The organism is Micromonospora sp. NPDC050784, assembly GCF_044456765.1.
Taxonomy (GTDB): Bacteria; Actinomycetota; Actinomycetes; order Mycobacteriales; family Micromonosporaceae; genus Micromonospora; species Micromonospora foliorum.
This window is the reverse complement of sequence record NZ_JBITGG010000011.1, coordinates 14560-40806: the sequence shown is the minus strand read 5'-3', so window position 1 is coordinate 40806 and position 26247 is coordinate 14560. Positions and strand designations below refer to the sequence as shown.

Sequence of the window (26247 nt, the reverse complement as noted above, 5' to 3'; positions counted from 1 at the left end):
CGACCGCCGCCCGCCCCACACAGCGACGGTCCGTAGCATCGTGGCGATGGAGCAGACAACCCGGCCGCCGCGCCGACCAGACCGACGCCTCGGCCTGAACGTCGGCCGGGTGTTCGGGGTGCCACTGCACCTCAACGGCTCCATGGTCCTGCTCGCGGTGCTCATCGCGGTGCTGTACGGCGAGTTCGCCCGCCGACAACTGGACCTGCCGCAGCTCAGCGGCTACCTGATCGGGTTCGGGTTCGTCGTGTCGCTGCTCGGCTCGGTGCTGCTGCACGAGCTGGGCCACGCCCTCACCGCCCGGCGCTACGGCATCGGTGTGCGCGGGATCACCCTGGAGCTGCTCGGCGGCTACACCGAGATGGACCGGGACGCCCCGTCGCCCCGCGTCGACCTGCTGGTCTCGCTGGCCGGCCCGGCGGTCTCCGCGGTGCTCGGCGTCGCGGCCGTCGCCGCCACGCTGGCCCTGCCCGAGGGGACCGTGGCGCACCAGCTCGCCTTCCAGCTCGCGGTCAGCAACGTCATCGTCGCGCTGTTCAACAGCCTGCCCGGGCTGCCGCTCGACGGCGGCCGGGCGCTGCGCGCCGCCGTCTGGGGGCTGACCCGCGACCGGCACCTCGGCACCGAGGTCGCCGGGTGGGCCGGCCGGGTCGTCGCCGTCGCCACCGCGGCCCTGGTCCTGCTCCTCACCGTCGAGCGGCGGCTGGCGCCGCTGGCACTGCCGCTGATGCTGCTGGTCGCCGTCACCCTCTGGCGCGGCGCCGGTCAGTCGATCCGGGCCGCCCGGGTCAGTCGCCGGTTCCCGCTGATCGACCTCGCCCGGCTGGCCCGCCCGGCCTGGCCGGTGACCACCGGTACGCCACTGGCGGAGGCCCAGCGCCGACACGCCGAGAGCGGGCAGCCCGGCTCCGCGCTGCTGGTCACCGACTCCACCGGTCGACCGGTGGCGCTTGTCGACCCGGCCGCCGCCGACGCGGTGCCCGTCGAGCGCCGACCGTGGCTGGCGGTGGACGCCGTCGCCCGGTCACTGGGCACACTTCCCACCTTGCCGGTCGGGTGGGACGGCGAGCGGGTGATGGAGGCCGTACAGACCCACCCGGGCGCGCAGTACGTGGTGACGTCAGGCGAAGATGTCGTCGGCATTCTGCACATCGCGGACCTGGCACAGCTCCTCGAACCCAACCGGAAGATGACACCGTGACCGCAACTCCCTCCACCGTCGCCGCCGACCCCGCCAACCCGGCGCTGACACCCGTGCACCGGGGCCCGTTCCGGCCCGGCGACCGGGTCCAGCTGACCGACCCCAAGGGGCGGATGCACACCGTGACGCTGGAGCCCGGCAAGGAGTTCCACACCCACCGCGGCATCCTGGCGCACGACACGCTGATCGGGCTCCCCGACGGCAGCGTGGTGACCACCGCCGGTGGCGGCACCGCGTTCCTGGCCCTGCGGCCGCTCCTGTCGGACTACGTGCTGTCCATGCCGCGCGGCGCCCAGGTGATCTACCCGAAGGACTCCGCGCAGATCGTCGCGATGGGCGACATCTTCCCCGGCGCGAAGGTCCTCGAGGCCGGCGCCGGCTCCGGCGCGCTGAGCTGCTCCCTGCTGCGCGCCGTCGGCACCGAGGGCGAGCTGCACTCGTTCGAGCTGCGCGACGACTTCGCCCAGATCGCCAAGCGCAACGTCGAGGCGTTCTTCAACGGCCCGCACCCCTCGTGGAACCTGCACGTCGGCGACGTCGCGCAGTGCCAGGAGACCGGCTTCGACCGGATCATCCTGGACATGTTGACCCCCTGGGAGACCCTCGACATGGTCGAGCGCGCGCTGGTGCCCGGTGGGGTGTTCATCGGCTACGTCGCCACCACACCGCAACTCTCCGAGCTGGTGGAGGCGCTGCGTGAGCGCGGCGGCTGGACCGAGCCGCGGGCCTGGGAGTCCCTGGTGCGCGACTGGCACGCCGAAGGGCTCGCCGTCCGCCCGGACCACCGGATGATCGCGCACACCGCCTTCCTGGTGTCCGCGCGCAAGCTGGCCCCGGGGGTCACCGCGCCGCCGCGCCGGCGCAAGCCCAGCAAGGGCACCGAGGCGTACGCGCAGCGCCGCCAGGACCTGCGCGAGGCGGAGGCCGCCCGACAGGCCGCGGCCGCCCAGGCGGCAGGCGCGCAAGCCAACGGTGCGGGGGAGATGGACAGGCCGTGACCATCGAGCTGGGTGTCGGCACCGCCGACCAGGGGGAGACGCTGGCATGAGCCGACCGGGCTACGGCGGTGGAGACCTCCCCGCGGTCTTTCCCGACTGGTCGCCCTACCAGGACCTGGAGTCGGCGGCGCGGGCCTACCTGCGCGACCCGGACGTCGCCCTGGAGGCGCTCGGCGGCGTGCTGCGCGGCGCGTCGGTGCTCGGCTTCACCCTGGAACGCTTCGTCAACGAGGTCAACGGGGTGTGGCAGGAGGTCGTCGTCTGCGACGGCAGCCGGCTCATCCTCTGGCACGGCGAGGACGTACCGCCGGAGGAGGGCCCGCCGGGCTCGATGACCTCGTCGCTGCGGGTGGTGCCGGTCTCCACCGTCACCGAGGTGGGCTGCCGGCGGCGGCTCAACCGTGCCGAGAGCGGCGAGATCCGGGTCGACAGCATCGACGTCTACCTGCTGCTCACCTCGTTGGACGAGGCGCCGCCGAGCGAGGAGATGGCCGGCACACCCCGGCACGACGCGCTGCGCTTCGGCAAGACCCTCGACGACGGCGGGGCCGGGCAGATCGCCCGGTTGGAGGAGTTCGCGCGGTTGGTCGCCTCGGTCGTCGGCCGTCCGATGCTCTGAGGCGTACCCCGATCTGGACCCGGCCGGGCCGTGCGGCCCGGCCGGTGGGTCAGTCTTCCTCGGCCTCCGGGCCGGCGACCTCGACGCCGTCGCCGCGCACCACGTGGATGCAGTCGCCCGGGCACTCCTTCGCGGAGTCGATCACCTCGAGTCGTAGGTGCGCGGGGACGTCGACCCGGCTGCCCGGGGCCATCCGCAGCTCACCGTCGACGCCCTTGACGTAGGCCAGGCCGTCGATGTCGAACTCGAAAACCTCCGGTGCGTACTGCACGCAGAGCCCGTCGCCCGTGCAGAGATCCTGGTCGACCCAGACCTGCAACTCGTCGGTCGCGACCTCCGCCACCTGTGCACCCCCCATGTTCTCCCGTGCCACGCCTCGACGGTACCCGAACGCCGGTAACGGCCCGTCAGGCCACCCTTGGCGATCAAGGTTCGGTGACGAGGGTGTTGCGTGGGACCGAATCGGCCTCATAGCGGCTAGTGTTAGGGCAGAACGTTCAAGCCCCCCGGGGAGGTGGGACGTGGCAGCACGTAGCGACGACGCGGACTCGCGCGCCGCACGGTGGGAGAAGGAAGCCCACGATCTCTCCACGCAGGTCGCGTTCCTGCAAGAGGAACTCGCCCTGGTGCGGCGCAAGTTGACCGAAAGCCCCCGACACGTCCGGCAGCTCGAAGAGCGGCTGGCGGCCACCCAGGCACAGTTGGCGCGGCTGACCGAGAACAACGACCGGCTGGTGAGCACCCTCAAGGAAGCTCGCACGCAGATCGTGACGCTCAAGGAGGAGATCGACCGGCTCGCGCAACCGCCGAGCGGTTACGGAGTCTTCCTGGCCAAGCACGAGGACGGCACGGTGGACGTCTTCACCGGCGGCCGCAAACTACGGGTCGCGGTCTCGCCCTCGCTCGACGTGGGTGACCTGCGGCGCGGCCAGGAGGTCCTGCTCAACGACGCGCTCAACATCGTCGACGCGTTCGGCTACGAGCGGGTCGGCGAGGTGGTGATGCTCAAGGAGATCCTGGAGGGGCCGAACGGCGGGCCGGGCGACCGGGCGCTGGTGGTCTCCCACTCCGACGAGGAGCGCATCGTGCACCTCGCCGAGACGCTCATCGGCTCGGCGATCCGGGCCGGCGACTCGCTCATGATCGAGCCCCGCTCGGCGTACGCGTACGAGCGGATCCCGAAGAGCGAGGTCGAGGAGCTGGTCCTGGAGGAGGTGCCCGACGTCGACTACGGCGACATCGGCGGCCTCCAGTCGCAGATCGAGCAGATCCGCGACGCGGTGGAGTTGCCGTTCCTGCACGCGGACCTGTTCCGTGAGCACCAGCTCCGCCCGCCCAAGGGCATCCTGCTCTACGGTCCGCCCGGCTGCGGTAAGACGCTCATCGCCAAGGCCGTGGCCAACTCGCTGGCCAAGAAGATCGCCGAACGCCAGGGCAAGGAGAAGCACACCAGCTTCTTCCTCAACATCAAGGGCCCGGAGCTGCTCAACAAGTACGTCGGTGAGACCGAGCGGCACATCCGGCTGATCTTCCAGCGCGCCCGGGAGAAGGCCGGCGAGGGCACGCCGGTGATCGTGTTCTTCGACGAGATGGACTCGATCTTCCGGACCCGCGGCTCGGGTGTCTCCTCCGACGTGGAGAACACCATCGTCCCGCAGCTGCTCAGCGAGATCGACGGCGTGGAGGGGCTGGAGAACGTCATCGTCATCGGCGCCTCCAACCGGGAAGACATGATCGACCCGGCGATCCTGCGCCCCGGTCGCCTCGACGTGAAGATCAAGATCGAGCGACCGGACGCCGAAGCGGCCAAGGACATCTTCTCCAAGTACATCCTCTCCGGGCTGCCCCTGCACCCGGACGACCTGGCCGAACACGGCACCGACCCCCAGGCCACCGTCGCGGCGATGATCGACGCCGTGGTGCTGCGGATGTACTCCGAGACCGAGGAGAACCGGTTCCTCGAGGTCACCTACGCCAACGGTGACAAGGAAGTCCTCTACTTCAAGGACTTCAACTCCGGCGCGATGATCCAGAACATCGTCGACCGGAGCAAGAAGATGGCCATCAAGGAGTTCCTCACCTCGGGCCGCAAGGGGCTGCGCCTGCAGCACCTGCTCGATGCCTGCGTCGACGAGTTCCGCGAGAACGAAGATCTCCCCAACACCACCAACCCCGACGACTGGGCGCGCATCTCCGGCAAGAAGGGCGAGCGGATCGTCTACATCCGCACGCTCGTCTCCGGCGGCAAGGGCGCCGAGGCCGGGCGGTCCATCGAGACCGCCAGCAACACCGGCCAGTACCTCTGACCCCAACAGCGAGGGTGTCCGCCGTAACGGCGGACACCCTCGCTGCGGGTAGGTCAGGAGCCGGTCACGCAGCGAAGATCCACCGCTTCGACACCACGTAGTTCGCCGCCGACAGCGACGCCGTGACCAGCAACTTCGCCAGCAGGTACGGCGTGCCCGCCCAGGTCAACGCGGACACCAGCACCACGTTCGCGGTCAGGTTGGCGAGGACCAGCGCGAAGTAGCGCCCCACCTGCGGCACCATCTGCGCGGACGAGCCGAACGACCACGCCCGGTTCAGCCCGAAGTTGACCCAGAACGAGGTCAGGAACGACAGGGCGGCCGCAACCGGTAGGACAATCCGGAGAACTCCGTGGTAAACGAAGAGTGACCCCGTGTCCACGGCAACGCTCAGGCCCCCGACGACCAGGAACCGCACAGCACTGTGTCGGGACAGGTGGCGGACGGAATCGGCAACAGGTGACAGCAAAGAGTTCTCCAAGGGGGGACCCGGAGCGGTGAGGACGACGAGGGAGTCTATCGTCTGTCCATCCACCCAGCGGGGCCTGCCCGCGCGAGCCGCGAGGTTGACGTGCCTGATCCCGGAAGAGTGACGCCGCCGGCCACCGCCGCAAGCCCGGCGGCCACCACGAGCGCAGCCCGCCGACACTGGGCCCTCGCCTTCGCCGCGTTCTTCCTGATCATCTTCGCCTGGTCGATGGCCGCCCCCTACGACGGCACCCCGGACGAGCGCGAACACATCGTCCGCGCGGCCGGCGTCGCCGCCGGGCAGATCGCGCCCCCGCCGGCCGCCGCGAAGAAGGGCACCGGAGCCTTCCAGACCGTCCCCGGCGGTCTCGTCCGCGAGCAGTGCTGGCAGTTCAAGAAGGACGTCTCCGCGGCCTGCGCCCAGCCCCCCGGCAGCGACGACACACCCACCCGCGCCGGCACCGGAGCCGGTCGGTACTTCCCCGCCTACTACGCCCTCGTCGGCGCGCCGACGGTGCTCTGGCCCGGCTGGTCCGGTGTCCTGCTCGCCCGCATGATCAGCGCCCTGTGCTGCGCCGCGCTGCTCGCCTGCGCGTACGTCGTGATCCGCAACCGATCCCGCCGCGGCCTCATGATGGGCGCACTGGTCGTCGTCACCACCCCGATGGCCGTGCACATGGCCAGCGCGGTCAACCCGAACGGCCTGGAGATCGCCGCCGGCATCGCCTTCTTCAGCGCGGTCATCCCCCTGCTGCTCGGCCCACCCGGCCCACGACGCGGCCTCATCCTCCTCGTCGGGATCAGCGCACTGCTCCTGGCCATCCTGCGCCAGACCGGCCCGCTCTGGCTCGCGACCGCCTTCGTCGCGTTCGCCTTCCCACTGCGCCGCGGCAACCTCGTCGGCCTGCTACGGGACCGGGCCGCTCAACTCTGGGCGGGCGGCATCGTCCTGTCCACCCTCGTCGTGCTCGCCTGGTCCGTCCGCCAACAGACCTCCGACCTCGGCAACTACTCCGCCGACCGGCTCACCTACGGGCAGGCGGCCCTGCGCGAGGCCGACCGGTGGCGGGGATACCTCGACCAGATCGTCGGAGTCACCTCCTGGCTGGACACCCGGATGCCCGCCCCGCCGTACCTGATCTGGCAGCTCGTCGCCGGAGCACTGCTGCTCATCGGCGTCGTCTGGGGCAGCACCCTCGACCGGTGGCGCCTGCTCGTGCTGCTCGGCGGCGGCGTGGCCGTCCCCTCCCTCATGCAGATCGCCCTGGTCAACGAGAGCGGCTTCGTCACCCAGGGCCGCTACATGCTGCCCATGCTGGTCGGCGTTCTGCTCTACGCCGCGTGGACCGCCGAACAACGCGGCTTCGAAACCGCCCGGGCCCGCTCGTTCACCCGACTCGCCGTGCTGTTCCTCCTGCCGATCCAGCTCTTCTGCCTGGCGTACACGATGGTCCGCTGGCAGAACGGCCTGCCCGCCAACATCGGACTGAGCAGCCTCAACCCGCTCGCCGGCGACTGGCACCCGGTGGTCGGTTCGGTGATCCCGCTGCTGAGCGCCAGCGTCGGCCTGGTGCTGTTCGGGTGGCTCGTCTGGACCACGCGCTCCGCCGCGAGCGACGATCCGACGCCGACCGCCGAGCGTTCTGACCCGGAATCCACCGAACTGTTCCGGCCCGCCGGCACTCACCTACAGAGTGCAGGTGCCCAGGGCGGACTACGCTCGACCTGACGGTGGACCGGGTCGGGCGAGCGAAGCGGGTAGGTCGATGAGCGTAAGACGGATCATGGGCACCGAGGTCGAGTACGGCATCTCCGTGCCCGGGCAGGCCGGAGCCAACCCGATGGTCACCTCATCGCAGGTGGTCAATGCCTACGGGGCACGTCCGGAACTCAACCGGGGCGGCCGGGCCCGATGGGACTACGAGGAAGAATCGCCGCTGCGCGACGCCCGCGGGTTCACCTACTCCGGTGCCGCGTACGACCCCGCCGAGGCACTCGCGGACGAAGACCTCGGCCTGGCCAACGTGATACTCACCAACGGCGCACGGCTCTACGTCGACCACGCCCACCCCGAATACTCCACCCCTGAGGTCACCACCCCCCGCGACATCGTGCGCTGGGACAAGGCCGGCGAGCGGGTGATGGCCGAGGCGTCCCGCCGCGCCGCCACCATCCCGGGCACCCAGCCGATCCACCTCTACAAGAACAACACCGACAACAAGGGCGCCAGCTACGGCGCCCACGAGAACTACCTGATGCGCCGGCAGACGCCGTTCGCCGACATCGTGGCGTACCTGACGCCGTTCTTCGTCACCCGGCAGATCGTCTGCGGCGCCGGCCGGGTCGGCATCGGCCAGGACGGCGGCCAGAGCGGCTTCCAGATCTCCCAGCGTGCCGACTTCTTCGAGGTCGAGGTGGGCCTGGAAACCACCCTCAAGCGGCCGATCATCAACACCCGCGACGAGCCGCACGCCGACGCCGACAAGTACCGCCGGCTGCACGTCATCATCGGCGACGCCAACCTCTCCGAGATCTCCACCTACCTCAAGGTCGGCACCACCGCGCTGATCCTCACCATGATCGAGGAGAAGGCGCTCGGCGGCGACCTCGGCATCGCCGACCCGGTCAGCGAGCTGCGCGCCGTCAGCCACGACCCCGCCCTGACGCACCGCATGCGACTGCGCGACGGCCGCCGGCTCACCGCACTCGACCTGCAGTGGGCGTACCTGGAGCGGGTCCGGTCCTTTGTCGACGACCGGTACGGCACGGACGCCGACGAGCAGACCATCGACGTGCTCGACCGCTGGGAGAGCGTCCTCGACCGGCTCGGCCGGGACCCGATGCTCTGCGCCGACGAACTGGACTGGGTGGCCAAGCTGCGGCTGCTGGAGGGCTACCGGGAGCGGGAGAAGCTCGGCTGGGGCTCGCACAAGCTCCAGCTCGTCGACCTCCAGTACTCCGACGTCCGGCCGGAGAAGGGTCTCTACCACCGGCTGGTCAGCCGGGGGGCGATGAAGACGCTGCTCACCGACGACGAGACCCGTAGCGCGATGACCGAGCCGCCGGAGGACACCCGGGCCTACTTCCGGGGACGCTGCCTCGCCCAGTACGCCTCCGAGGTGGTCGCCGCGAGCTGGGACTCGGTGATCTTCGACGTGGGCCGGGAGTCGCTGGTCCGGGTGCCGATGATGGAGCCGGAGCGGGGCACCCGCGCGCACGTCGGTGCCCTGTTCGACCGTTGCGCCAGCGCCAAGGACCTGCTGGAGACCTTGACCGGGGGCTGAGCCCGGCTGCGATTGCCCGCCGTGTGCCGCAAGCCGGCGCGCGGCGGGCTTTTCGTCGCCCGCGCGAGGTAAGTTCATCGCAGACGATCGTGGAGGAGGCAGCAATGGCCACTCATGACAGCGGCGGCCAGTCGCAGTCCGGCAAGTCCCGTCAGGGCGAGGAAATCGAGGACGTCACCACCGAGGCCAACCCCGAGGTGGCCGAGCGGCACGCCGAGATCACCGAGGACGTCGACGACCTCCTCGACGAGATCGACTCCGTCCTCGAAGAAAATGCAGAGGAGTTCGTGAGAGGTTACGTACAAAAAGGAGGTCAGTGAGCATATAGGGTCAATTCGGACATGCCTAAAGCTGGCGATGATCGGGACGGACTCCGCCGCTGTCGAGATTGCAGCGAATGGAAGGCGCTCGATCAGTTCTGCGTGAGTTCCAAGCGGCCGCCACCTACTGCAAGCCCTGCCACGACACGAAGACCAGAGAGAACAAAGTGCGCCTCTACGGAGGCAACCGCGAGTATCACCTGCGGCGGCGGTACGGCGTGGGTGAGAAGGAGTTTCAGGAGCTCCTGGCCGAGCAGGGCGGGGTCTGCGCGATCTGTGGCGGTGCCGACCCGCAACATCTGGACCACGATCATCGCACCGGATGGGTGCGCGGGATACTCTGCTTCAACTGCAACGGTGGTCTTGGCCAGTTCCGTGACAGTCCCATGAGGCTGGCCAGGGCGATCACGTACCTGAGAGGAACCACGTGGCAGCGGGCTTTGATCCATCCGGGCGTCTACCAGATGTGTTCACCAACGCGGGGACGTCCTCCTTCACGACGTTTCTGAGTCGGGTGGCCCCCGAGATGTTGCCCGGTCGGCGACCGCTGCCGCCGGGCATGGCAGCCGACCTGGCACCGCACGCGACCACCATCGTGGCCATCGCGGCCGCCGAGGGTGTGGTCATGGCGGGCGACCGACGGGCCACCATGGGCAACCTGATCGCCCAGCGCGACATCGAGAAGGTGCACCCCGCCGACGCGTACTCACTGGTCGGCATCGCAGGCACGGCGGGTATCGGCATCGAGCTGATGCGACTGTTCCAGGTGGAGTTGGAGCACTACGAGAAGATCGAGGGCGCGATGCTCTCGTTGGACGGTAAGGCCAACCGGTTGGCCTCGATGATCCGGGGCAACCTGGGGGCGGCGATGCAGGGGCTGGCCGTGGTGCCGCTCTTCGCAGGGTTCGACCTGGCCGCCGCCGACCCGTCGCGGGCCGGTCGGATCTTCAGCTTCGACGTGACCGGTGGCCCGTACGAGGAGACCGGCTACGACGCGATCGGGTCCGGGTCGCTGTTCGCCAAGTCCGCGTTGAAGAAGCGGTTCCGGGCCGGGCTGTCCGTCGAGGATGCGACGCGGCTGGCGGTCGAGGCGCTCTACGACGCGGCCGACGACGACACCGCGACCGGTGGGCCGGACCTGACCCGCCGGATCTACCCCGTGGTGATGACCGCGACCGCCGAGGGCACCCGCCGGTTGACCGACACCGAGACGGCGGCGATCGCCGAGGGTGTGGTTGCCGGCCGGATGGAGAACCCGGGCGGTTGAGACCCGCACCTCACCAGTCAGCAGTCGTCAGCACAGCGCCGTAAGGAGAACCGCCGACGTGGCCATGCAGTTCTACGCCTCTCCCGAACAGATCATGCGCGACCGCTCCGAGTTGGCCCGCAAGGGCATCGCTCGGGGTCGCAGCGCGGTGGTCCTCAGTTACTCCGGCGGGGTCCTCTTCGTCGCGGAGAACCTCTCCAGCGCCTTGCACAAGGTCAGCGAGATCTACGACCGGATCGGGTTCGCCGCGGTGGGCCGGTACAACGAGTTCGAGAACCTGCGCCGCGCCGGTGTGCGGATGGCCGACCTGAACGGGCTCAGCTACGACCGCCGGGACGTCACCGGCCGGGCCCTGGCCAACGCGTTCGCGCAGACCCTGGGTGCGATCTTCACCGAGCAGTCGAAGCCGTTCGAGGTGGAGATCTGCGTGGCGGAGGTCGGTGCCACCGCGGACGCGGACGAGCTGTACCGGCTGACCTATGACGGCTCGGTCAACGACGAGCCGGGTCGGATGGCCATGGGTGGTCAGGCCGAGGCGATCACCGGTGTGTTGAAGTCGCAGCACCGTGCGGACATGTCCCTGGGTGAGGCGGTCAGGGTGGCGGTGCAGGCGTTGAGCACCGTGGGTGGTGAGGGCGGTGCCGCCCGGACGATCGCCGCGAACCAGCTTGAGGTGGCGGTCCTGGACCGTCACCGGGTGGGGCGGACGTTCCGGCGGATCACCGGTGCCGCGTTGACGGCTCTGCTGGACGGGGACGCGGCGGCCGAGGCGCAGTCGACGGAGGCGGCGGGCGGTCCCGATGAGCCCGTCGTGCCGACCACGGAGGCGCACAAGCCGACGACGTCGGCCGGCTCCGCGGATCTGGAGGACCGGCCCGCGGAGGGCGGCGAGCGTTAGGGTTTCGCCCGCTGGTGCCGGGCCCGTGTTCGGGGCCGGGCACCAGCGGTCATCCTCGGCGCAGCAGGGGTTTGGTCAGGGCCCAGTAACCGCCGGCGACGGCGTTGAAGGCGCCCAGGCCCGGCGTGGTGGGCACCCCGGAGGGGGTGACCCGACCGGTCATCAGCTCCGCGATGACCCCGTCCGGCACTCGGCGTTCGGCCTGTAGCTGCCGGCGACGGCCGCGTACCCAGCTGCGATTGCGCCACAACCAGCCCCAGCCCTGCAGTTTCTGCCGCGACCAGCCGCCGACGACCGCGGCGGTGAGCATGGCGGCCTCGGTGAGCAGCAGCGCCGGGGCGAGCACGACGAGTGTCCGCGCCTCGTACGCGGTGAGCAGGGTGACCAGTCGGTTCCGCTCGACCAGGTAGAGCTTGAGGGCGTTGCGGGAGAACTCGTAGTGGTGACGCACGATGGCGTCCGGCACGTACTCCAGCCGTAGTCCGCGCTGCCACAGTCGCAGGCTGAGTTCGGTGTCTTCGTGGTAGGCGAAGTACTCGGCGGCGAAGCCGTCGAGTTCGCGCCAGAGCTGCCGGCTGATCACGAAGCAGCAACCGCTGAGGGAGGGCACGACTCGCCGCTCGGCGTGGTTGCTGGCCGGTTCACCGTTGCCGCCGGCCCAGGAGAGCCCGGTGAAGTGCAGCGGGTTGCCGCTGGTGTTGATCAGTTCGGGGGTGTCGGCCAACCGGATGGACGCCATGGCGGCGCCGACGCCCGCCTCGGCGGCGACGGCGGTGGTCTTGGCCAGGGCGTCGGGTGCGACGACGGCATCGGAGTTGACGAACGCGAGCCAGTCACCGGTGGCCTCGGCGGCGCCGACCCGGCAGCCGCCGGAGTAGCCGGTGTTCTCCTCCGGTCGGATGACCCGCACACCGGGGAGGCCCTTGACGATGTCGATGCCGTCCCCGGTGCAGCCGTTGTCGACGACGATGAGGTCGATCTCGACGTCGGCGCTGGCCAGCACCGCCCGTGCGGCGTCGACGAGGTAGGGCTCCGGGCCGTAGGCGAGCATGACGGCGCTCACCCGGGGTCGGGTCATCGGATGCCTCCGGGTACGGCAGGAGCGACGGCCTCGGCGAGCGGCCGGGTGGGGGTGGTGGGTCGACGGACACCGCCGCGCAGCAGTATCGCCATGGTGGCGGCCACGATGACGGAGCCGATGGTGTACGCCAGTTCGACTCGCAGGGTGACCGGCGCCGGGATCAGCGTCACGGCGATCAGGGCGGCGACGCCGGCGGTCCAGGCGAGGGCCTGGGCGCGGTGCCGGTCGAGGGCGAGGAGAGCTTGGCCGAGCACCATCGCCCACAGGTAGGCCAGCGTGGCGGCCCCCAACCAGGCGAAGTCGCCGTGGCCGAGGACGCCGGGTGCGTCGAAGAGTGTGCCGACCAGCCACGGGCCGAGCAGCACGGCGCCGAGGGCGCCGGTGAGGCCGAGCGCGGTGACGATGCCGAGCGCCCGGCGCAGCAGGCTGTGGAAGCCGGCCTGGTCGCCGGTGGTGGCGGTGGTGGCCAGGCCGGGCAGCAGTGACGCCTGGAGGGAGCCGAAGACGAACAGGGGGATGCGGACCAGCACGAGGGCGGAGAGGAGCGCGCCGGCGGCTGCCGCGTCGGAGGGGGCAAGCAGTTGCACGTTGATCACGCCGATGTTCACCACGACCTGGGAGAGCAGGCTGGAGGCGGTGAGCAGGCCGAGGCCGCGCAGCAGGGTGGCCCAGGCCACCGGTGGGCCTCCGCCGATGGTGCGCAGCACCGGCGGCAGGGTGAGCAGGACGCTGACCAGTGGGGCGGCGACGAGCACGAGCCCGTACCAGACGGGGGAGGTCACCCCGGCCATTCCGAGCAGGGCGACCATGATGATGCGCAGGCCGCCGTCGATCCCGAGTTGGGCGCCGTACCAGGGGAACAGTTGCAGGCCGGAGAGGACGCCGCGGGTGGCGTAGGCGACGGCCATCGCGGCGAGTGCGCCGATCAGCACGGTGACCAGGTCGTCGTCACCGGCGAAGAGCTTGTCGGCGAGCGGCTGACGGCCGATCGTGACGGCCAGCACCAGCACCGCGAGCAGCACGGCGGCGACGGTGACGCCGCGGGCCAGCACCGGCCCGGGGGGCAGCCCCTGGCTGTGTCGGGCGGCGACGACCCGGGCGACCTCCTGCTCGATCGGCATGAACACGCCGATGCCGAGGGTGAACACGATCGACCAGAGCACGGAGAGGGACGAGTAGTCGGCCTTGCTGAGGCTGTGGCCGGCGACGGCGAGGTGAACGTAGGAGGCGAGCCCGAGAAGGGCCAGCCCGGCACCGACAGCGACGGTGCCGGGCGGGACCAGGCTCAGTAGCCGTCGGATCACCGGCGGATGAGCGCCAGCGTGAGGACAGCGAACGCGCGGCCGAGGTAGACCATCGCCTTGGCGGGGGAGTGGCTGGGTGTGCCGGCCATCCGCTTGCGCATGGCGACCGGCACCTGGCGGATGCGGTAGCCCCGGCGGGCGGTGTGCACCAGGGTCTCCACGGTGTCGCCGAGGTACTCGGCCGGGTACCAGCCGGCGAACATCTCGATGACCCGCCGGTTGGCGGCCCGGAAGCCGGAGGTGGTGTCGGTGAGTTTGGTGTGGGCGACCCGGGACAGCACGGCGGAGAGCATCACCATCGCCCAGCGGCGGGGGCCGCGGACGTTGTAGTCGCCCTCACCGGCGAAGCGGGCGCCGATGACGAGGTCGTTGTCGTCGAGCAGGTCGACGAGCTTCGGCACGTACCGGGGGTCGTGCTGGCCGTCGGCGTCGATCTGGATGGCGACGTCGTAGTTGTTGTCGCGGGCGTAGCGGTAGCCGAGGCGCATGGCCCCGCCGACGCCGAGGTTGTACGGCAGTTTGGCGACCTTCGCGCCGGCGGCGGCGGCGACGGCGGCGGTGCGGTCGGTGGAGCCGTCGTCGACGACGAGTACATCGACGCCGGGCAGTTCGCCGCGGACCTCACCGACGACGTCGGCGATCGAGCCCGACTCGTTGAGAGCCGGGATGATGATCAATGTGCGCTTGCCGTTAACCATCGGTCGACACCAGTTCGTCTCGGGCTGCCCGGTCCGCGTCGATCTGCGCGCGGAGCAGGGCGAAGTCTTCGGCCAGGGTGCGGGTCTCTTCTTCCAGGGCGCTGACCTCCCAGCTGAGGTGTACGCACACCAGCAGCAGGAAGACGATGCCGAGGAAGAGCACCAGGCTGACACCGGAGGCGACGCCGAGGAGTTCGGCGACGTTGTCGAGCAGCCGGGGGAACAGGGACAGCGGGATCACGATGATCAGTACGGCGAGCCAGAGCATGCCGTACTTCTCGCGCAGCTGACGGCGGCGCAACAGCTCGACGATGGTGCCGAGGAGCAGCAGGCCGGTCAGGCCGGTGACGAGGGTGAGCTTCATGCGACCTTCCACGGGGCGGGTGGAGCGGGGGAGTGGAACGCGTCAACCAGGGCGCTGTGCCAGTCTGGAAGCGGGGCCAGACCCACGGCTGCCCAGCGGCTGTGCCCTAGCACACTGTACGCAGGCCGCGGGGCGGGACGCGGATACCGGTCGCTGGTGGTGGGTCGGATCCGCTCCGGGTCCAGCCCGGCCAGCGTGAACGCGGCGCGCGCGAGCCCGTACCACGTCGTCTGGCCGGCGCAGGTGCCGTGGTAGACGCCGGGCGCCGCAGAACCGGCCAGCGCGGCGTCGGCGAGCGCGACGAGCCGCTCGGCGAGCGCGTAGGACCAGGTGGGCTGGCCGTGTTGGTCGTCGACCACGTCGAGGTGCTCGTGCTGGGTGGCGAGTCGGAGCATGGTGGCCACGAAGTTCGGGCCGTGCGCGCCGTACAGCCAGGCGGTGCGTACGACGTACCCGGTGTCGGGCAGCAGCCGCGCGACGGCCTGTTCGCCGACGAGCTTGCCGCGGCCGTAGGCGTTGACCGGCGCGGTGGGCGCGTCCTCCGGGTAGGGGGTGTCCGCGTTGCCGGCGAGGACGTAGTCGGTGGAGACCTGGATGAGCCGGGTTCCGTCGGTGGCGCAGGCCGCGGCCAGGTTGGCCACGGCGTCGCCGTTGACGGCGGTCGCGGCGGCCTCGTCGGTCTCGGCGGCGTCGACGTTGGTCCACGCGGCGGCGTTGATCACCAGGTCGTGCCCGGCGACGGCGGCGTCCACCGCCGCGCGGTCGGTGATGTCCAGGTCGGCACGGGTGGCGGCGGTCACCTTGAGGTCGGGCCGTGCCCCCAGCACGGTGACCAGGTCCCGGCCGAGCATCCCGCCCGCGCCGGTGACGAGTAGTCGGGTCATGCGCTCGGCGCGGACTTGAGGGGTTCCCACCAGCTGCGGTTGTCCCGGTACCAGCGGACGGTGTCGGCGAGGCCCTGGTCCAGGCTGATGCTGGGGTGGTAGCCGAGCTCCTCGCTGATCTTGGTGATGTCGAGGGAGTACCGGCGGTCGTGGCCCTTGCGGTCGGTGACCGGGACGACCCGGTCCCACCCGGCGCCGCAGGCGTCCAGGAGCAGGCCGGTGAGTTCCTTGTTGGTCAACTCGGTGCCGCCGCCGATGTTGTAGACCTCGCCGGCGCGGCCCTTCTGCTGCACGAGGGCGATGCCGCGGCAGTGGTCGTGCACGTGCAGCCAGTCACGGATGTTGCCGCCGTCGCCGTAGAGGGGCACGGTGCCACCGTCGAGCAGGTTGCTGACGAACAGCGGGATGACCTTCTCGGGGAACTGGTACGGGCCGTAGTTGTTGGAGCAGCGGGTGACCACCACGTCCATGCCGTGGGTGCGGTGGTACGACAGCGCGAGCAGGTCGGAGCCGGCTTTGGACGCCGAGTACGGCGAGTTGGGGGCGAGGGGCCAGGTCTCGGTCCAGGAGCCCTCCTCGATCGAGCCGTAGACCTCGTCGGTGGAGACGTGCACGAACCGGCCGGTGCCGTGGCGCAGCGCCGCGTCGAGCAGCGTCTGGGTGCCCAGCACGTTGGTGGTGACGAACGGCGCGGCGCCGGCGATCGAACGGTCGACGTGTGACTCGGCGGCGAAGTGCACGATCACGTCGTGCTGGGCCACCACCTCGTCGACGACGACCGGGTCGCAGATGTCGCCCTGCACGAACCGCAGTCGCGGGTCGTCCCGGACGGGCTCGAGGTTGGCCAGGTTGCCGGAGTAGGTCAGTTTGTCCAGCACGGTCACGACGGCCGGCTCGAGCGGCGGCACGCCGTCCGCACCGCCGAGCGGCTTGCCCAGCAGCAGACGAACGTACTCCGACCCGATGAATCCGGCTCCGCCGGTGACGAGGATCCTCACGGGTCCGGAAGTATACGCGACGGGCGACGCGACACCTGGGATGCGACCCCCGCACAATGTGCCGGGGTGCGGCTAGGCTTCCCCGGTGCGTGGAATCCTACTTGCCGGCGGCACCGGATCCCGGCTCTGGCCGATCACCCGGGCGGTCTCGAAGCAGCTGATGCCGGTCTTCGACAAGCCGATGATCTACTACCCGCTCTCCACCCTGGTGATGTCCGGGGTCCGGGAGATCCTGGTGATCACGACGCCGGACGACCAGGACCAGTTCCGTCGGCTGCTCGGCGACGGCAGCCAGTTCGGGCTGCGGCTGGAGTACGTCAGCCAGGAGCGCCCGGAGGGCATCGCACAGGCGTTCATCCTCGGCGCGGACTTCATCGGCACCGAGTCGGTGGCGCTGGTCCTCGGCGACAACATCTTCCACGGCGTGGGTCTGGGTCGGCAGCTCGCCGACCACGGTGACCCGGTCGGCGGGCGGGTCTTCGCCTATCAGGTCGCCAACCCGCAGGAGTACGGCGTGGTCGACTTCGACGCCGATGGTCGGGTGCTCTCGATCGAGGAGAAGCCGGCCCGGCCGAAGTCCCGCTACGCGGTGCCCGGCCTCTACTTCTACGACAACCGGGTCGTGGACATCGCCCGCAAGCTCACCCCGAGCGCCCGCGGCGAGCTGGAGATCACGGCGGTCAACGAGGTGTACCGGGAGACCGGGGAGCTGTCGGTGACGGTGCTGGACCGGGGCACCGCCTGGCTGGACACCGGCACGTTCACCTCGATGATGCAGGCCGCCGAGTTCGTCCGGGTGGTCGAGGAGCGGCAGGGGCTCAAGATCGGTTGCGTCGAGGAGGTCGCCTGGCGGGCCGGCCTGATCGACGACGCGCAGCTGCGCGCGCTCGCCGAGCCGCTGACCAAGAGCGGTTACGGCGACTACCTGCTCCGTCTGCTCACCGAGCAGGCCGGCGACGGGGGTTCCTGGTGAAGATCCGGGAGTTGAGCATCGAGGGCGCCTGGGAGATCACCCCCCAGCAGCACGGTGACCCGCGCGGCATGTTCATGGAGTGGTACCGCTTCGACAAGCTCGCCGAGGCGGTGGGGCACCCGCTGCGGCTGGCCCAGGCCAACCTGTCGGTCTCCGCGCGGGGCGTGGTGCGCGGCGTCCACTTCGCCGACGTCCCGCCCGGGCAGGCCAAGTACGTCACCTGTGTGCGCGGCGCGGTCCTCGACGTGATCGTGGACCTGCGGGTGGGTTCGCCGACCTTCGGCCGTTGGGAGGGCGTCCGGTTGGACGACACCGACCGGCGGGCGGTCTACCTCAGCGAGGGGCTGGGCCACGGGTTCTGCGCGTTGACCGACGACGCGACGCTGAGCTACCTCTGCTCGGCCACCTACAACCCGACCGGCGAGCACGCGGTGCACCCGCTGGACGACGAGTTGGGCATCGAGTGGCCCGCCGATGTTCCGCTGTTGTCCGCGCGTGACGACGCGGCGCCGACTCTGGCGCAGGCCCGCGAGCGGGGCCTGCTCCCGGAGTACGACAGCTGCCGGCGGTTCGTGGCGAGCCTCGGTCCGGACGGAATGTCGCACTCAACCGGTATGTGACCGCGCTCGGAGCACGACCTGTGGTCTGACAGTGACGAACCGGGCCTCCGGGCGGCTAATGTCACATCATGGAGCGGCGAATCTTCGGCCTCGAGACCGAGTACGGCGTCACCTGCACCTATCGCGGGCAGCGGCGGCTGTCCCCGGACGAGGTCGCGCGGTATCTGTTCCGTCGCGTGGTGTCCTGGGGCCGGTCGAGCAACGTCTTCCTGCGTAATGGAGCCCGGCTCTACCTGGACGTCGGGTCGCATCCGGAGTACGCGACACCGGAGTGCGACTCGGTGACCGATCTCGTGGCCCACGACCGGGCCGGCGAGCGGATCCTGGAGGGCCTGCTCGTCGACGCGGAGAAGCGGCTGCACGACGAGGGCATCGCGGGTGAGATCTACCTGTTCAAGAACAACACCGACTCGGCCGGCAACTCGTACGGGTGCCACGAGAACTATTTGGTCTCCCGGCACGGCGAGTTCGGCCGGCTCGCCGACGTGCTCATCCCGTTCCTGGTCACCCGGCAGTTGATCTGCGGGGCCGGCAAGGTCCTGCAGACCCCGCGCGGCGCGGTCTACTGCCTCTCGCAGCGGGCCGAACACATCTGGGAGGGCGTCTCCTCGGCGACCACCCGCAGCCGCCCGATCATCAACACCCGCGACGAGCCGCACGCCGACGCCGAGCGCTACCGGCGGCTGCACGTGATCGTCGGGGACTCCAACATGAACGAGGTCACCACGCTGCTCAAGGTCGGCACCGCCGACATCGTGCTGCGGATGATCGAGGCCGGGGTGGTGATGCGCGACCTGTCCCTGGAGAACCCGATCCGGGCCATCCGGGAGGTGTCGCACGACATCACCGGCCGGCGCAAGGTGCGGCTGGCCAACGGCAAGGAGGTCAGCGCGCTGGACATCCAGCAGGAATACCTCTCCAAGGCCACCGAGTTCGTCGAGCGACGCGGTGGCGACCAGGCCGCGAAGCGGGTCGTCGAGTTGTGGGGCCGGGTGCTCAACGCGGTGGAGACCGGCGACCTGGAGCCGGTCTCCCGGGAGATCGACTGGGTCAGCAAGCTGCGGCTGATCGAGCGCTACCAGCGCAAGCACGACCTGCCGCTGTCGCACCCCCGGGTGGCGCAGATGGATCTGGCGTACCACGACGTGCGCCGTGGGCGGGGCCTCTACGGGCTGCTGGAGCGCCGCGGCGACGTGGACCGGGTGGCCACCGACCCGGAGATCTTCGAGGCCAAGGAGACCCCTCCGCAGACCACCCGGGCCCGACTGCGGGGCGAGTTCATCCGGCACGCCCAGGAGAAGCGCCGGGACTTCACCGTCGACTGGGTGCACCTGAAGCTCAACGACCAGGCGCAGCGCACCGTGCTCTGCAAGGACCCGTTCCGGGCGTACGACGAGCGAGTGGAGCGGCTGATCGCCAGCATGTGAGCGGGTTGCCGGCCCCGGCGGTGCGCTGCGCCGACGGGGCCGGTCAGCCCGGCGTACTGAGCGGTTAAGCTGAGCTCGCCATGACGACTTCTGGACCTTCCGACCGCTCCGAGCGCGGCACCGAGCGGCAGAACTGGGTCGAACGCCGGCGCGAGAAGATCCGCGCCGAGGTCGACCGTAACCGGCGCGGTGAATACACGGTGCCGACGTGGGTGCTGGCCCTGGCCCTGGTGCTCATCGTGGGCGGCTGGCTAGCCCTCATCTTCCTGGCCTAACCCCCACCCCACCCCCGTGCCCTGCCCCCACCCCAGCGCGCGTCGATCATGAAGTTGTTGCCATGACACACCGAGGCGGCGGGCAATAACTTCATGATCAACCGGGGTGGGCAGCCCCGGACCGGGGGCGGGTTAGGGGAGGAGGCTTACGGCGTGCCGGCCGGCGGCGGCTGCCGCAAGGAAGTACGCGCGGTCGGCGTCGAGGCCACGGCCCATGGTGGACAGCGGCACGGAGCTTGCCCGAAGCGCGGCGTCGAGACCGTCGGTGAGCACCCGGACGATCCGGTGCCGGGCCGAAAGGGGAGCCAGCGCCGCGTGCACCTCGGCCGCGAGGGACGGCGCCAGGTCCTCGGGCACCACCAGCTCCGCCGGGGCGAGCGCCACCCGGCCGTACGCGGTGAGGCTGTGGTGTGACACGCCGCGGTGCCGGGGGCGGGGGTCGGCGTCGGAGATGCGCAACGAGCCGACCGGCTTCCCGCCCAGCGTGGCGATCGCGTTGACGGCCTCGCCGACGGCGACGCCGGAGAAGCCCCAACGGGTGCCGGTGCCCAGGTTGCCCGGTCCCTGAGCCACGATCGCCACGTCCGCGTGGAGCACGTACCGGGCGGCGAGCAGACCGCCGTGCAGGGTGGTGGCCTCCAGGTCGCCACCGAACGCCTGCCCGACGGTGATCGTGCCGGCCAGCTCGGCCCGCAGGCCGGCGAGGGTGCGGGAGAACCAGGCGGGCAGCGCCCCACCGTCGGTGAGCAGGTACGCCACCCGCGCCTGCGGGGCGTCGGCCCGGATACCGGCCAGGATCGCCGGGAGCGCCGAGTGCAGGTCGGCGGTGACCACCGGCAGGCCGCCCAGGTCGTCCGCGTCGGCCAGCACGTCGCGGTGCGGGGACGCCTCCTCGTCGACGCCGAGGAGGATCGGCTGCAACGGCGTGTATCGGGCCTTGACCAGGTGCCCGGCGTCGCGGGTGTCGGCGACGTCCGGCGGGTCCGGCGGCAGCCGGTCCGGCAGGGCGACCACCAGGGCGTACCCGCCGGTGCCCAACCCCATCAGCAACGCGCCGGCGTTGAGCAGCACCCGGTCGCCGGGCTCCGGCGTGCCGACCAGCTCCGGGTAGGCCAACGCCCGCATCCGCGTGCCGTCGGGCAGGTCGACGTCCAGCTCCACCGCCCCGGTCCACTGCCGTCGCAGCGTCGCCACCGTCCCCGTACGCCATCGCACCATGACGGGCACGCTAGCCGCGCGGGCCCGGCGGCCCGCGCCGGGGTGTGGTTCAGGTCGGTTCGGGGCCGCCGGCGTCCGGGCTCGGCCCGGCCTGGGTGCCCCGGGCGGTGCCGGTGGCGCCCGGGAGCGAACGGGTGGGGTCGAGGAAGACGAACCGGATCTCCGGGTACCGGTCGGTGAGCCGCCGCTCGGCCTCGTCGGCGGTGGCCTCGATCTGCGCGCCGGTGGCCTGGTCGCGGAAGTCGACCTTCGCGGCGACCAGGATGTCCTGCGGGCCGAGCTGCATGGTCAACAGGGTGTCGATGCGCTCCACCTCGGGCAGCCCGGCCAGCTCCCGCTCGATCTCGCGGCGCAGCCGCTCCGGGACGGCCCGGCCGACCAGCAGCGACAGGTTGTTGCCGGCGAGGACCCCGGCGACCGTCAGCAGCAGCAGCCCGATGAGGATCGACGCGACGCCGTCCCACACCTCGTCGCCGGTGGCGTGCGACAGGCCGACGCCGAGCCCGGCCAGCACCAGACCGACCAGGGCCGCGCTGTCCTCCAGGAAGACCGCCTTGACGGTGGTGTCGGCGGTCAGCCGCAGGAACCGCCGGGGCGTGGTCTCCCAGCGTCGTGACTCGCGGCGGACCTGCCGTACGGCCCGGGCCAGTGAGACCGACTCGATGGCGAACGACACCCCGAGCACGATGTACGAGATCAGGTAGTCGCCGCTGTGCTCGTGCACCAGGATCGTGGTGACGCCGTGGGTGACGGCGAAACCGGCGCCGGCGACGAACGTGAACATGGCCGCGAAGAACGCCCAGACGTAGCTCTCCTTGCCGTACCCGAAGGGGTGTCGTTGGTCGGCCGGACGGGCGCCGCGGCGCAGCGCCTGGAAGAGCAGCACCTCGGTGGTGGTGTCGGCGACCGAGTGCGCCGCCTCGGAGAGCATCGCGGCGGATCCGGAGATCAACCCGGCGATCAGCTTGGCGACCGCGATGGCGAGGTTGGCGGCACCGGCGACGACGACCGTGCCGACGCTCTCGCTCTCGGGCCTGGCGTCCGCTTGCGACATGAGGATCACCCTATGACCGGGAACGGCGGCGCGCCGGGGGAGGCCCGATCCGAACAAGTGTGCGGCACGCCCGCGTGGGTGCACGGTGTGAGCGTGTCGGCTGCTAGCGTCTACCGCGTGTCGCGGACCCGCACCGAACGCCTGGTCAACCTGGTGATCTGCCTGCTGTCCACGCGACGGTTCCTGACCGCCGCGCAGATCGCCGCGACCGTGCCCGGTTACGAGCACGATCCGGACGACGCGCGCGACCACGAGGCGTTCCAGCGCAAGTTCGAGCGGGACAAGGCCGAGCTGCGCGAGCTGGGCGTGCCACTGGAGACCGGCACGGCGAGCGCCTTCGACGCCGAGCCCGGCTACCGGATCGCCCACCGCGAGTACGCGCTGCCCGACATCCTCCTCGAACCGGACGAGGCCGCCGCGGTCGGCATCGCCGCCCGGCTGTGGCAGCACGCCGGGCTGGCCGCCGCCGCGTCGTCCGGGCTGGCCAAGCTGCGAGCCGCCGGGGTGGACGTGGACCCGCAGGCGACCCTCGGCCTGGAGCCGATGGTCACGGTCGACCCGGCGTTCGCGCCGCTGACCGCCGCCGCTCGGGACCGCCGCGAGGTGGGGTTCGACTACCGAGTGCCCGACCGCGACGCGCCCAGCCGGCGGCGGCTGCAACCGTGGGGCGTGGTCTGCTGGCGCGGCCGGTGGTATGTGGTCGGCCACGACCGGGACCGGGAGGCGACCCGCTGTTTCCGGCTGTCCCGGGTCGTCGGCGCCGTCCGGGTGACCGGTGCACCCGGCGCGTACGAGCCACCGGCCAACGTCGACCTGATCAGCCACGTGGCCCGTTGGTCGGGTCCGGTGGAGCGCACCGGCCGGGCCACCGTGTTGGCCGCCCCGGGGCGGGCCGCCGGGCTGCGCCGGTGGGCGGTGGAGGTGACCGCCGGGCCGGACGGCGACCGGCTGGTCCTGCCGTACGCGGACCCGGACGGGCTGGCCGGTCACCTCGTCGGCTACGGCCCGGACGTGCGGGTCCTCGACCCACCGGAGGTCCGCGAGGCGGTCATCCAACGACTCAAGGAGATCGCCGTGCGACACGACGAGCTGGCCGCCAGCGGGGGCGCCCGGTGACCCGCCCGGCCTCCCGCAACGGTTCCCGCGCGTCCGCCGACCGGCTGGCCCGACTGCTCAACCTGGTGCCCTACCTGCTGGCCCGGCCCGGCATCGAGATCGCCGAGGCGGCCGGTGACCTGGGCGTCACCGAGCGGCAGCTCCGGGAGGACCTGGAGCTGCTCTGGGTGTGCGGGCTGCCCGGGTACGGCCCCGGTGACCTGATCGACATGGCGTTCGACGGTGACCGGGTGACCATCACCTACGACGCCGGCATCGACCGGCCGTTGCGGCTGACGCCCGACGAGGCCCTCGCGCTCGTGGTGGCGCTGCGGATGCTGGCCGAGACGCCCGGGGTGGCCAACCGGGAGGCCGTCGAACGGGCCCTCGCCAAGATCGAGGACGCGGGTGACCTGGTGGGCGCCCCGGTGGCGGTCCGGTTGCCCGGGGACACCCGGCGGGTCGAGGCGCTGCGCGCCGCCGTGGAGGGCGGCAAGGCCCTGCGGATCACCTACTACACGGCCGCCCGGGACGAGACCACGGAGCGCGTCATCGACCCGCTGCGGGTGCTCATGGTCGGCGGCCGGGCGTACGTGGAGGCGTGGTGTCGGCGTGCCGAGGCCGTCCGGCTGTTCCGCGCCGACCGGATCGACGCGATCACCGAGTTGGACGAGCCGGCCACGGTGCCGCCGCAGGCCGTCCCGCACGACCTCACCGAGGGCGTGTTCCGCCCGTCGGCCGACCTGCCGCTGATCACCCTGCGTATCGGTCGGGGCGAGCGGTGGATCACCGAGTACTACCCGTGTGAGCGGGTGGAGGCCGGCGACGGCGACCAGTGGCTCGTCTCCCTGCGGGTGACCGACCTGGGCTGGGCCCGCCGGTTCGTGCTGGGCCTCGGCCCGGAGGTGACGGTGGTCGCCCCGGTCGAGTTGGCCGAGCAGGTGCGGGCGACGGCGGCCGCCGCACTGGACGCGTACGCCGTGCCCGCGCCCACGGCCGTGCCCCTGCCGACCGAGGTCGACCCGCGGCGCGCCCCGTCGGGTGACCCGGCGGTGGCCGGCCGCACCCAGTAGGCTGACCGCCGTGCTGATCTGGATCGTGCTCGCGGTGGTGCTGCTACCCCTCGTGGCGCTGGCGCTGGCCGTGCGCCCGGTGCTGGCCCGGCTGCCCCGACTGCGCCGCGCCGCCGTGGCGTTGCAGCGGCGGGCCGTCGAGGCCGAGGCGCTGCGGGAGACCGCCGAGGCGCTGCAACAGCGTGCCGAGGACGTTCAACGTCGGGTCGACACCACATCCCGGCGGCTCGCGGTGATCAAGGCCAAGCGCGGCTGACCGAGCACGCGCCCGGCGGTGGTTGACGGATCATCGCGGGTTGGTCAAGACTTCACCCCTTCGCCCAGACCACCACCACCCAGCGGGTGGCGGGCAGCCGATCCGCACGTACGATGGGCTGCGTACCACCCCCCGGACACAGAGCGACTGGAGCTTCTCATGGGTGCCCTCAAGCCGTGGCACATCGCTGTTCTCGTGGTTGTGCTGATCCTGCTCTTCGGTGCGAAGCGGCTCCCCGACGCGGCCCGTTCGCTGGGTCGGTCGCTGCGGATCATCAAGGCCGAGACCAAGAGCCTGCAGGACGACGACCGCGACCTCGCCGAGAAGGCCGACGCGCAGGCCGGCTACCAGCCGCTGCCGCCGCACGTCGGGCAGCAGGCGCCGTACGCTGGCCAGCCGCAGCAGGCCCCGTACCAGCAGGCGCCGCCGCAGCAGCCGGTCGTCGACCCGGTGCACCGCGTCCGCGACAACTGACCGAAGGGCCCCACTCCCGTGGCCTTCGCACTGCGTAAACGCGGCCCGAGCACGTTCGAACGGGCCGCCGACGGCTCGATGACGCTCATCGAGCATGTCCGTGAGCTGCGTAACCGTCTCTTCCGTGCGTCCGTGGCGATCCTCATCGGCTTCGGCTTCGGTTTCTGGCTGGCGAAGCCGGTGCTGCACCTTCTCCAGCAGCCCTACTGCAAGCTGCCCCAGGCCAGATTCGTCGACGGCAAGTGCGAGTTCGTGCAGCTCGGCCCGGCCGACCTGTTCCTGCTCAACCTGAAGGTCGCGCTCTGGGTCGGGTTGATCGTGGCCGCGCCGATCTGGCTCTACCAGCTCTGGGCGTTCATCGCGCCCGGCCTGCACCGGCACGAGCGGCGCTACGCGTACTTCTTCACCGCCCTCGCCGCGCCGCTGTTCGCGGCCGGCGCGGTGCTGGCGTACTTCGTCACGGCCAAGGGCCTGGAGTTCCTGCTCAGCATCTCGGACAGCGAGATCAGCACGACACTGGAGATCACCAAGTACATCTCCTTCGTCACCAACCTGATCCTGTTGTTCGGTGTGGCGTTCGAGTTCCCGCTCGTCGTGCTGATGCTCAACTTCGTGGGCATCGCCAGCGCGAAGCGGTTGCTCAGCTGGTGGCGGGTGGCGATCTTCGTGTTCTTCGCGTTCTCCGCCGTGGTCACCCCCACTCCGGACCCGTTCGGGATGACCGCGCTGGCGATCTGTCTCTCCGCGCTCTACTTCGGCGCGGTGGGCATCGCGTTCCTCAACGACCGGCGGCGTGGGCGGGGCAAGGAGATCTACGCCGGCATCGACGACGACGAGGTGTCGCCGTTGGAGTTCGACGCGGACCCGGTCGTGGCCGGGCAGCGGGTCGACTCGACCGCGCCGATCGGCGTACCCGAGCCGATCGCCAAGCCGGCCCCGATCGAACGCCGCTACGACGACATGACCTGACGGCCCCGCGCCGCCCGGTCCACCGACGCCGTCCCCGTTTCCGCGGGGGCGGCGTCGTCGCGTCACGTCGAGCGCCGGCGGCGGAACCGATGGTGACGGCGCCTGCCCCTGGTGAACGGCGGG

At 71.1% G+C, this 26247-nt stretch carries 29 protein-coding genes; 19 read left to right on the top strand and 10 right to left on the bottom strand.

Features of this window, described 5'->3' with window-relative positions:
* Positions 1 to 109: 109 nt before the first annotated feature.
* The 3 genes from ACIBD9_RS16775 to ACIBD9_RS16765 are packed head-to-tail and all read left to right on the top strand — an operon-like array spanning position 110 to position 2818.
* Complete coding sequence (locus tag ACIBD9_RS16775) at positions 110 to 1201, top strand: M50 family metallopeptidase (protein ID WP_396718861.1); 1092 nt, start codon at positions 110 to 112, stop codon at positions 1199 to 1201.
* Positions 1198 to 2199 carry a tRNA (adenine-N1)-methyltransferase gene (locus tag ACIBD9_RS16770; protein ID WP_396718513.1) on the top strand — a complete coding sequence of 334 codons (1002 nt, stop codon included), beginning with the start codon at positions 1198 to 1200 and terminating at the stop codon, positions 2197 to 2199. The genes ACIBD9_RS16775 and ACIBD9_RS16770 overlap by 4 nt, the downstream gene beginning before the upstream one ends.
* Positions 2200 to 2245: 46 nt before the next feature.
* Complete coding sequence (locus tag ACIBD9_RS16765; RefSeq protein WP_091408625.1) at positions 2246 to 2818, top strand: hypothetical protein; 573 nt, start codon at positions 2246 to 2248, stop codon at positions 2816 to 2818.
* Positions 2819 to 2867: 49 nt separating this feature from the next.
* Here ACIBD9_RS16765 and ACIBD9_RS16760 read toward each other — a convergent pair whose 3' ends face one another.
* On the bottom strand, positions 2868 to 3161 hold the full coding sequence (locus ACIBD9_RS16760) for a ferredoxin (RefSeq protein ID WP_387170389.1): 294 nt from the start codon (positions 3159 to 3161) through the stop codon (positions 2868 to 2870).
* 178 nt (positions 3162 to 3339) lie between these two features.
* Here ACIBD9_RS16760 and arc point away from each other — a divergent pair, with 178 nt between their 5' ends.
* Complete coding sequence (gene arc / locus ACIBD9_RS16755) at positions 3340 to 5124, top strand: proteasome ATPase (RefSeq protein ID WP_030332887.1); 1785 nt, start codon at positions 3340 to 3342, stop codon at positions 5122 to 5124.
* A gap of 64 nt (positions 5125 to 5188) precedes the next feature.
* Here arc and ACIBD9_RS16750 read toward each other — a convergent pair whose 3' ends face one another.
* Positions 5189 to 5542, bottom strand: a complete 354-nt coding sequence (locus ACIBD9_RS16750; protein WP_238660968.1) for a GtrA family protein — start codon at positions 5540 to 5542, stop codon at positions 5189 to 5191.
* A gap of 153 nt (positions 5543 to 5695) precedes the next feature.
* On the opposite strand from ACIBD9_RS16750, the gene ACIBD9_RS16745 reads away from it, so the two are divergent.
* The 6 genes from ACIBD9_RS16745 to prcA all read left to right on the top strand — a co-directional run bounded on the left by ACIBD9_RS16745 (position 5696) and on the right by prcA (position 11361).
* Entirely contained in the window at positions 5696 to 7321 is a 1626-nt protein-coding gene (locus tag ACIBD9_RS16745; protein WP_396718510.1) for a DUF2142 domain-containing protein, read from the top strand.
* Positions 7322 to 7358: 37 nt separating this feature from the next.
* A complete protein-coding gene (dop, locus tag ACIBD9_RS16740) occupies positions 7359 to 8876 on the top strand; it encodes a depupylase/deamidase Dop (RefSeq protein WP_372492830.1) in 1518 nt (505 codons plus the stop codon).
* A 104-nt stretch (positions 8877 to 8980) separates the two neighbouring features.
* Positions 8981 to 9196 (top strand): ubiquitin-like protein Pup, encoded by a 216-nt coding sequence (locus ACIBD9_RS16735; RefSeq protein WP_030332902.1) that lies wholly within the window; start codon positions 8981 to 8983, stop codon positions 9194 to 9196.
* 77 nt (positions 9197 to 9273) lie between these two features.
* A complete protein-coding gene (locus tag ACIBD9_RS16730; RefSeq protein ID WP_396718507.1) occupies positions 9274 to 9705 on the top strand; it encodes an endonuclease VII domain-containing protein in 432 nt (143 codons plus the stop codon).
* A complete protein-coding gene (gene prcB, locus ACIBD9_RS16725; RefSeq protein ID WP_396718505.1) occupies positions 9624 to 10463 on the top strand; it encodes a proteasome subunit beta in 840 nt (279 codons plus the stop codon). Before ACIBD9_RS16730 ends, prcB begins: the two co-directional genes overlap by 82 nt.
* A 58-nt stretch (positions 10464 to 10521) precedes the next feature.
* Positions 10522 to 11361 (top strand): proteasome subunit alpha, encoded by an 840-nt coding sequence (prcA, locus tag ACIBD9_RS16720; RefSeq protein WP_396718503.1) that lies wholly within the window; start codon positions 10522 to 10524, stop codon positions 11359 to 11361.
* A 49-nt stretch (positions 11362 to 11410) separates the two neighbouring features.
* Here the strand turns inward: prcA and ACIBD9_RS16715 are convergent, their stop codons facing one another.
* The 6 genes from ACIBD9_RS16715 to rfbB are packed head-to-tail and all read right to left on the bottom strand — an operon-like array spanning position 11411 to position 16690.
* Positions 11411 to 12439, bottom strand: coding sequence for a glycosyltransferase family 2 protein (locus ACIBD9_RS16715; RefSeq protein WP_396718500.1), 1029 nt, complete (start codon positions 12437 to 12439; stop codon positions 11411 to 11413).
* Positions 12436 to 13746: a lipopolysaccharide biosynthesis protein gene (locus tag ACIBD9_RS16710; protein ID WP_396718498.1), complete on the bottom strand. Its 1311-nt coding sequence runs from the start codon at positions 13744 to 13746 to the stop codon at positions 12436 to 12438. The genes ACIBD9_RS16715 and ACIBD9_RS16710 overlap by 4 nt, the downstream gene beginning before the upstream one ends.
* Complete coding sequence (locus tag ACIBD9_RS16705) at positions 13743 to 14444, bottom strand: glycosyltransferase family 2 protein (RefSeq protein WP_396718496.1); 702 nt, start codon at positions 14442 to 14444, stop codon at positions 13743 to 13745. The genes ACIBD9_RS16710 and ACIBD9_RS16705 overlap by 4 nt, the downstream gene beginning before the upstream one ends.
* Complete coding sequence (locus tag ACIBD9_RS16700) at positions 14437 to 14808, bottom strand: DUF2304 domain-containing protein (RefSeq protein ID WP_139584287.1); 372 nt, start codon at positions 14806 to 14808, stop codon at positions 14437 to 14439. The genes ACIBD9_RS16705 and ACIBD9_RS16700 overlap by 8 nt, the downstream gene beginning before the upstream one ends.
* Positions 14805 to 15692 carry a dTDP-4-dehydrorhamnose reductase gene (gene rfbD, locus ACIBD9_RS16695; RefSeq protein WP_396718494.1) on the bottom strand — a complete coding sequence of 296 codons (888 nt, stop codon included), beginning with the start codon at positions 15690 to 15692 and terminating at the stop codon, positions 14805 to 14807. Before rfbD ends, ACIBD9_RS16700 begins: the two co-directional genes overlap by 4 nt.
* A complete protein-coding gene (rfbB, locus tag ACIBD9_RS16690) occupies positions 15689 to 16690 on the bottom strand; it encodes a dTDP-glucose 4,6-dehydratase (RefSeq protein ID WP_396718492.1) in 1002 nt (333 codons plus the stop codon). The genes rfbD and rfbB overlap by 4 nt, the downstream gene beginning before the upstream one ends.
* 85 nt (positions 16691 to 16775) lie before the next feature.
* Between rfbB and rfbA the strand changes: the two genes are divergently transcribed.
* From rfbA to ACIBD9_RS16670, 4 genes are all read left to right on the top strand, one after another.
* A complete protein-coding gene (gene rfbA, locus ACIBD9_RS16685) occupies positions 16776 to 17663 on the top strand; it encodes a glucose-1-phosphate thymidylyltransferase RfbA (protein ID WP_387169789.1) in 888 nt (295 codons plus the stop codon).
* The gene (gene rfbC, locus ACIBD9_RS16680; RefSeq protein ID WP_396718490.1) at positions 17660 to 18283 is read left to right on the top strand and encodes a dTDP-4-dehydrorhamnose 3,5-epimerase; all 624 of its coding nucleotides are present in this window, start codon (positions 17660 to 17662) and stop codon (positions 18281 to 18283) included. The genes rfbA and rfbC overlap by 4 nt, the downstream gene beginning before the upstream one ends.
* 68 nt (positions 18284 to 18351) lie before the next feature.
* Entirely contained in the window at positions 18352 to 19710 is a 1359-nt protein-coding gene (gene pafA / locus ACIBD9_RS16675; RefSeq protein ID WP_124771093.1) for a Pup--protein ligase, read from the top strand.
* A gap of 80 nt (positions 19711 to 19790) precedes the next feature.
* Positions 19791 to 19985, top strand: a complete 195-nt coding sequence (locus ACIBD9_RS16670) for a hypothetical protein (RefSeq protein ID WP_088948118.1) — start codon at positions 19791 to 19793, stop codon at positions 19983 to 19985.
* Between the two features lie 132 nt (positions 19986 to 20117).
* On the opposite strand, the gene ACIBD9_RS16665 is transcribed toward ACIBD9_RS16670, so the two are convergent.
* Together ACIBD9_RS16665 and ACIBD9_RS16660 are read right to left on the bottom strand one after the other, a co-directional pair.
* Complete coding sequence (locus ACIBD9_RS16665) at positions 20118 to 21203, bottom strand: DUF3866 family protein (RefSeq protein WP_396718487.1); 1086 nt, start codon at positions 21201 to 21203, stop codon at positions 20118 to 20120.
* Between the two features lie 49 nt (positions 21204 to 21252).
* Entirely contained in the window at positions 21253 to 22257 is a 1005-nt protein-coding gene (locus ACIBD9_RS16660; RefSeq protein WP_396718485.1) for a cation diffusion facilitator family transporter, read from the bottom strand.
* Between the two features lie 117 nt (positions 22258 to 22374).
* On the opposite strand from ACIBD9_RS16660, the gene ACIBD9_RS16655 reads away from it, so the two are divergent.
* From ACIBD9_RS16655 to tatC, 5 genes are all read left to right on the top strand, one after another.
* Positions 22375 to 23373, top strand: a complete 999-nt coding sequence (locus ACIBD9_RS16655; protein WP_396718482.1) for a helix-turn-helix transcriptional regulator — start codon at positions 22375 to 22377, stop codon at positions 23371 to 23373.
* On the top strand, positions 23370 to 24425 hold the full coding sequence (locus ACIBD9_RS16650; RefSeq protein WP_396718480.1) for a helix-turn-helix transcriptional regulator: 1056 nt from the start codon (positions 23370 to 23372) through the stop codon (positions 24423 to 24425). Before ACIBD9_RS16655 ends, ACIBD9_RS16650 begins: the two co-directional genes overlap by 4 nt.
* Positions 24426 to 24435: 10 nt before the next feature.
* The gene (locus ACIBD9_RS16645) at positions 24436 to 24681 is read left to right on the top strand and encodes a hypothetical protein (RefSeq protein ID WP_387169776.1); all 246 of its coding nucleotides are present in this window, start codon (positions 24436 to 24438) and stop codon (positions 24679 to 24681) included.
* 159 nt (positions 24682 to 24840) lie between these two features.
* Positions 24841 to 25155, top strand: a complete 315-nt coding sequence (gene tatA, locus ACIBD9_RS16640) for a Sec-independent protein translocase subunit TatA (protein ID WP_387169774.1) — start codon at positions 24841 to 24843, stop codon at positions 25153 to 25155.
* 18 nt (positions 25156 to 25173) lie between these two features.
* Positions 25174 to 26124, top strand: coding sequence for a twin-arginine translocase subunit TatC (tatC, locus tag ACIBD9_RS16635; RefSeq protein WP_396718476.1), 951 nt, complete (start codon positions 25174 to 25176; stop codon positions 26122 to 26124).
* Positions 26125 to 26247 lie beyond the last annotated feature (123 nt).

Excerpts from the sequence above, each read along its gene's own strand:
- ACIBD9_RS16670 (WP_088948118.1), top strand. The coding sequence starts at position 19,791 with ATGACGACTTCTGGACCTTCCGACCGCTCCGAGCGCGGCACCGAGCGG.
- ACIBD9_RS16705 (WP_396718496.1), bottom strand. The coding sequence starts at position 14,444 with ATGGTTAACGGCAAGCGCACATTGATCATCATCCCGGCTCTCAACGAG.
- dop (WP_372492830.1), top strand. The coding sequence starts at position 7,359 with ATGAGCGTAAGACGGATCATGGGCACCGAGGTCGAGTACGGCATCTCC.
- tatA (WP_387169774.1), top strand. The coding sequence starts at position 24,841 with ATGGGTGCCCTCAAGCCGTGGCACATCGCTGTTCTCGTGGTTGTGCTG.
- ACIBD9_RS16700 (WP_139584287.1), bottom strand. The coding sequence starts at position 14,808 with ATGAAGCTCACCCTCGTCACCGGCCTGACCGGCCTGCTGCTCCTCGGC.
- ACIBD9_RS16715 (WP_396718500.1), bottom strand. The coding sequence starts at position 12,439 with ATGACCCGACCCCGGGTGAGCGCCGTCATGCTCGCCTACGGCCCGGAG.
- ACIBD9_RS16765 (WP_091408625.1), top strand. The coding sequence starts at position 2,246 with ATGAGCCGACCGGGCTACGGCGGTGGAGACCTCCCCGCGGTCTTTCCC.
- ACIBD9_RS16730 (WP_396718507.1), top strand. The coding sequence starts at position 9,274 with ATGGAAGGCGCTCGATCAGTTCTGCGTGAGTTCCAAGCGGCCGCCACC.
- ACIBD9_RS16665 (WP_396718487.1), bottom strand. The coding sequence starts at position 21,203 with ATGGTGCGATGGCGTACGGGGACGGTGGCGACGCTGCGACGGCAGTGG.
- rfbD (WP_396718494.1), bottom strand. The coding sequence starts at position 15,692 with ATGACCCGACTACTCGTCACCGGCGCGGGCGGGATGCTCGGCCGGGAC.
- ACIBD9_RS16660 (WP_396718485.1), bottom strand. The coding sequence starts at position 22,257 with ATGTCGCAAGCGGACGCCAGGCCCGAGAGCGAGAGCGTCGGCACGGTC.
- pafA (WP_124771093.1), top strand. The coding sequence starts at position 18,352 with ATGGAGCGGCGAATCTTCGGCCTCGAGACCGAGTACGGCGTCACCTGC.
- ACIBD9_RS16735 (WP_030332902.1), top strand. The coding sequence starts at position 8,981 with ATGGCCACTCATGACAGCGGCGGCCAGTCGCAGTCCGGCAAGTCCCGT.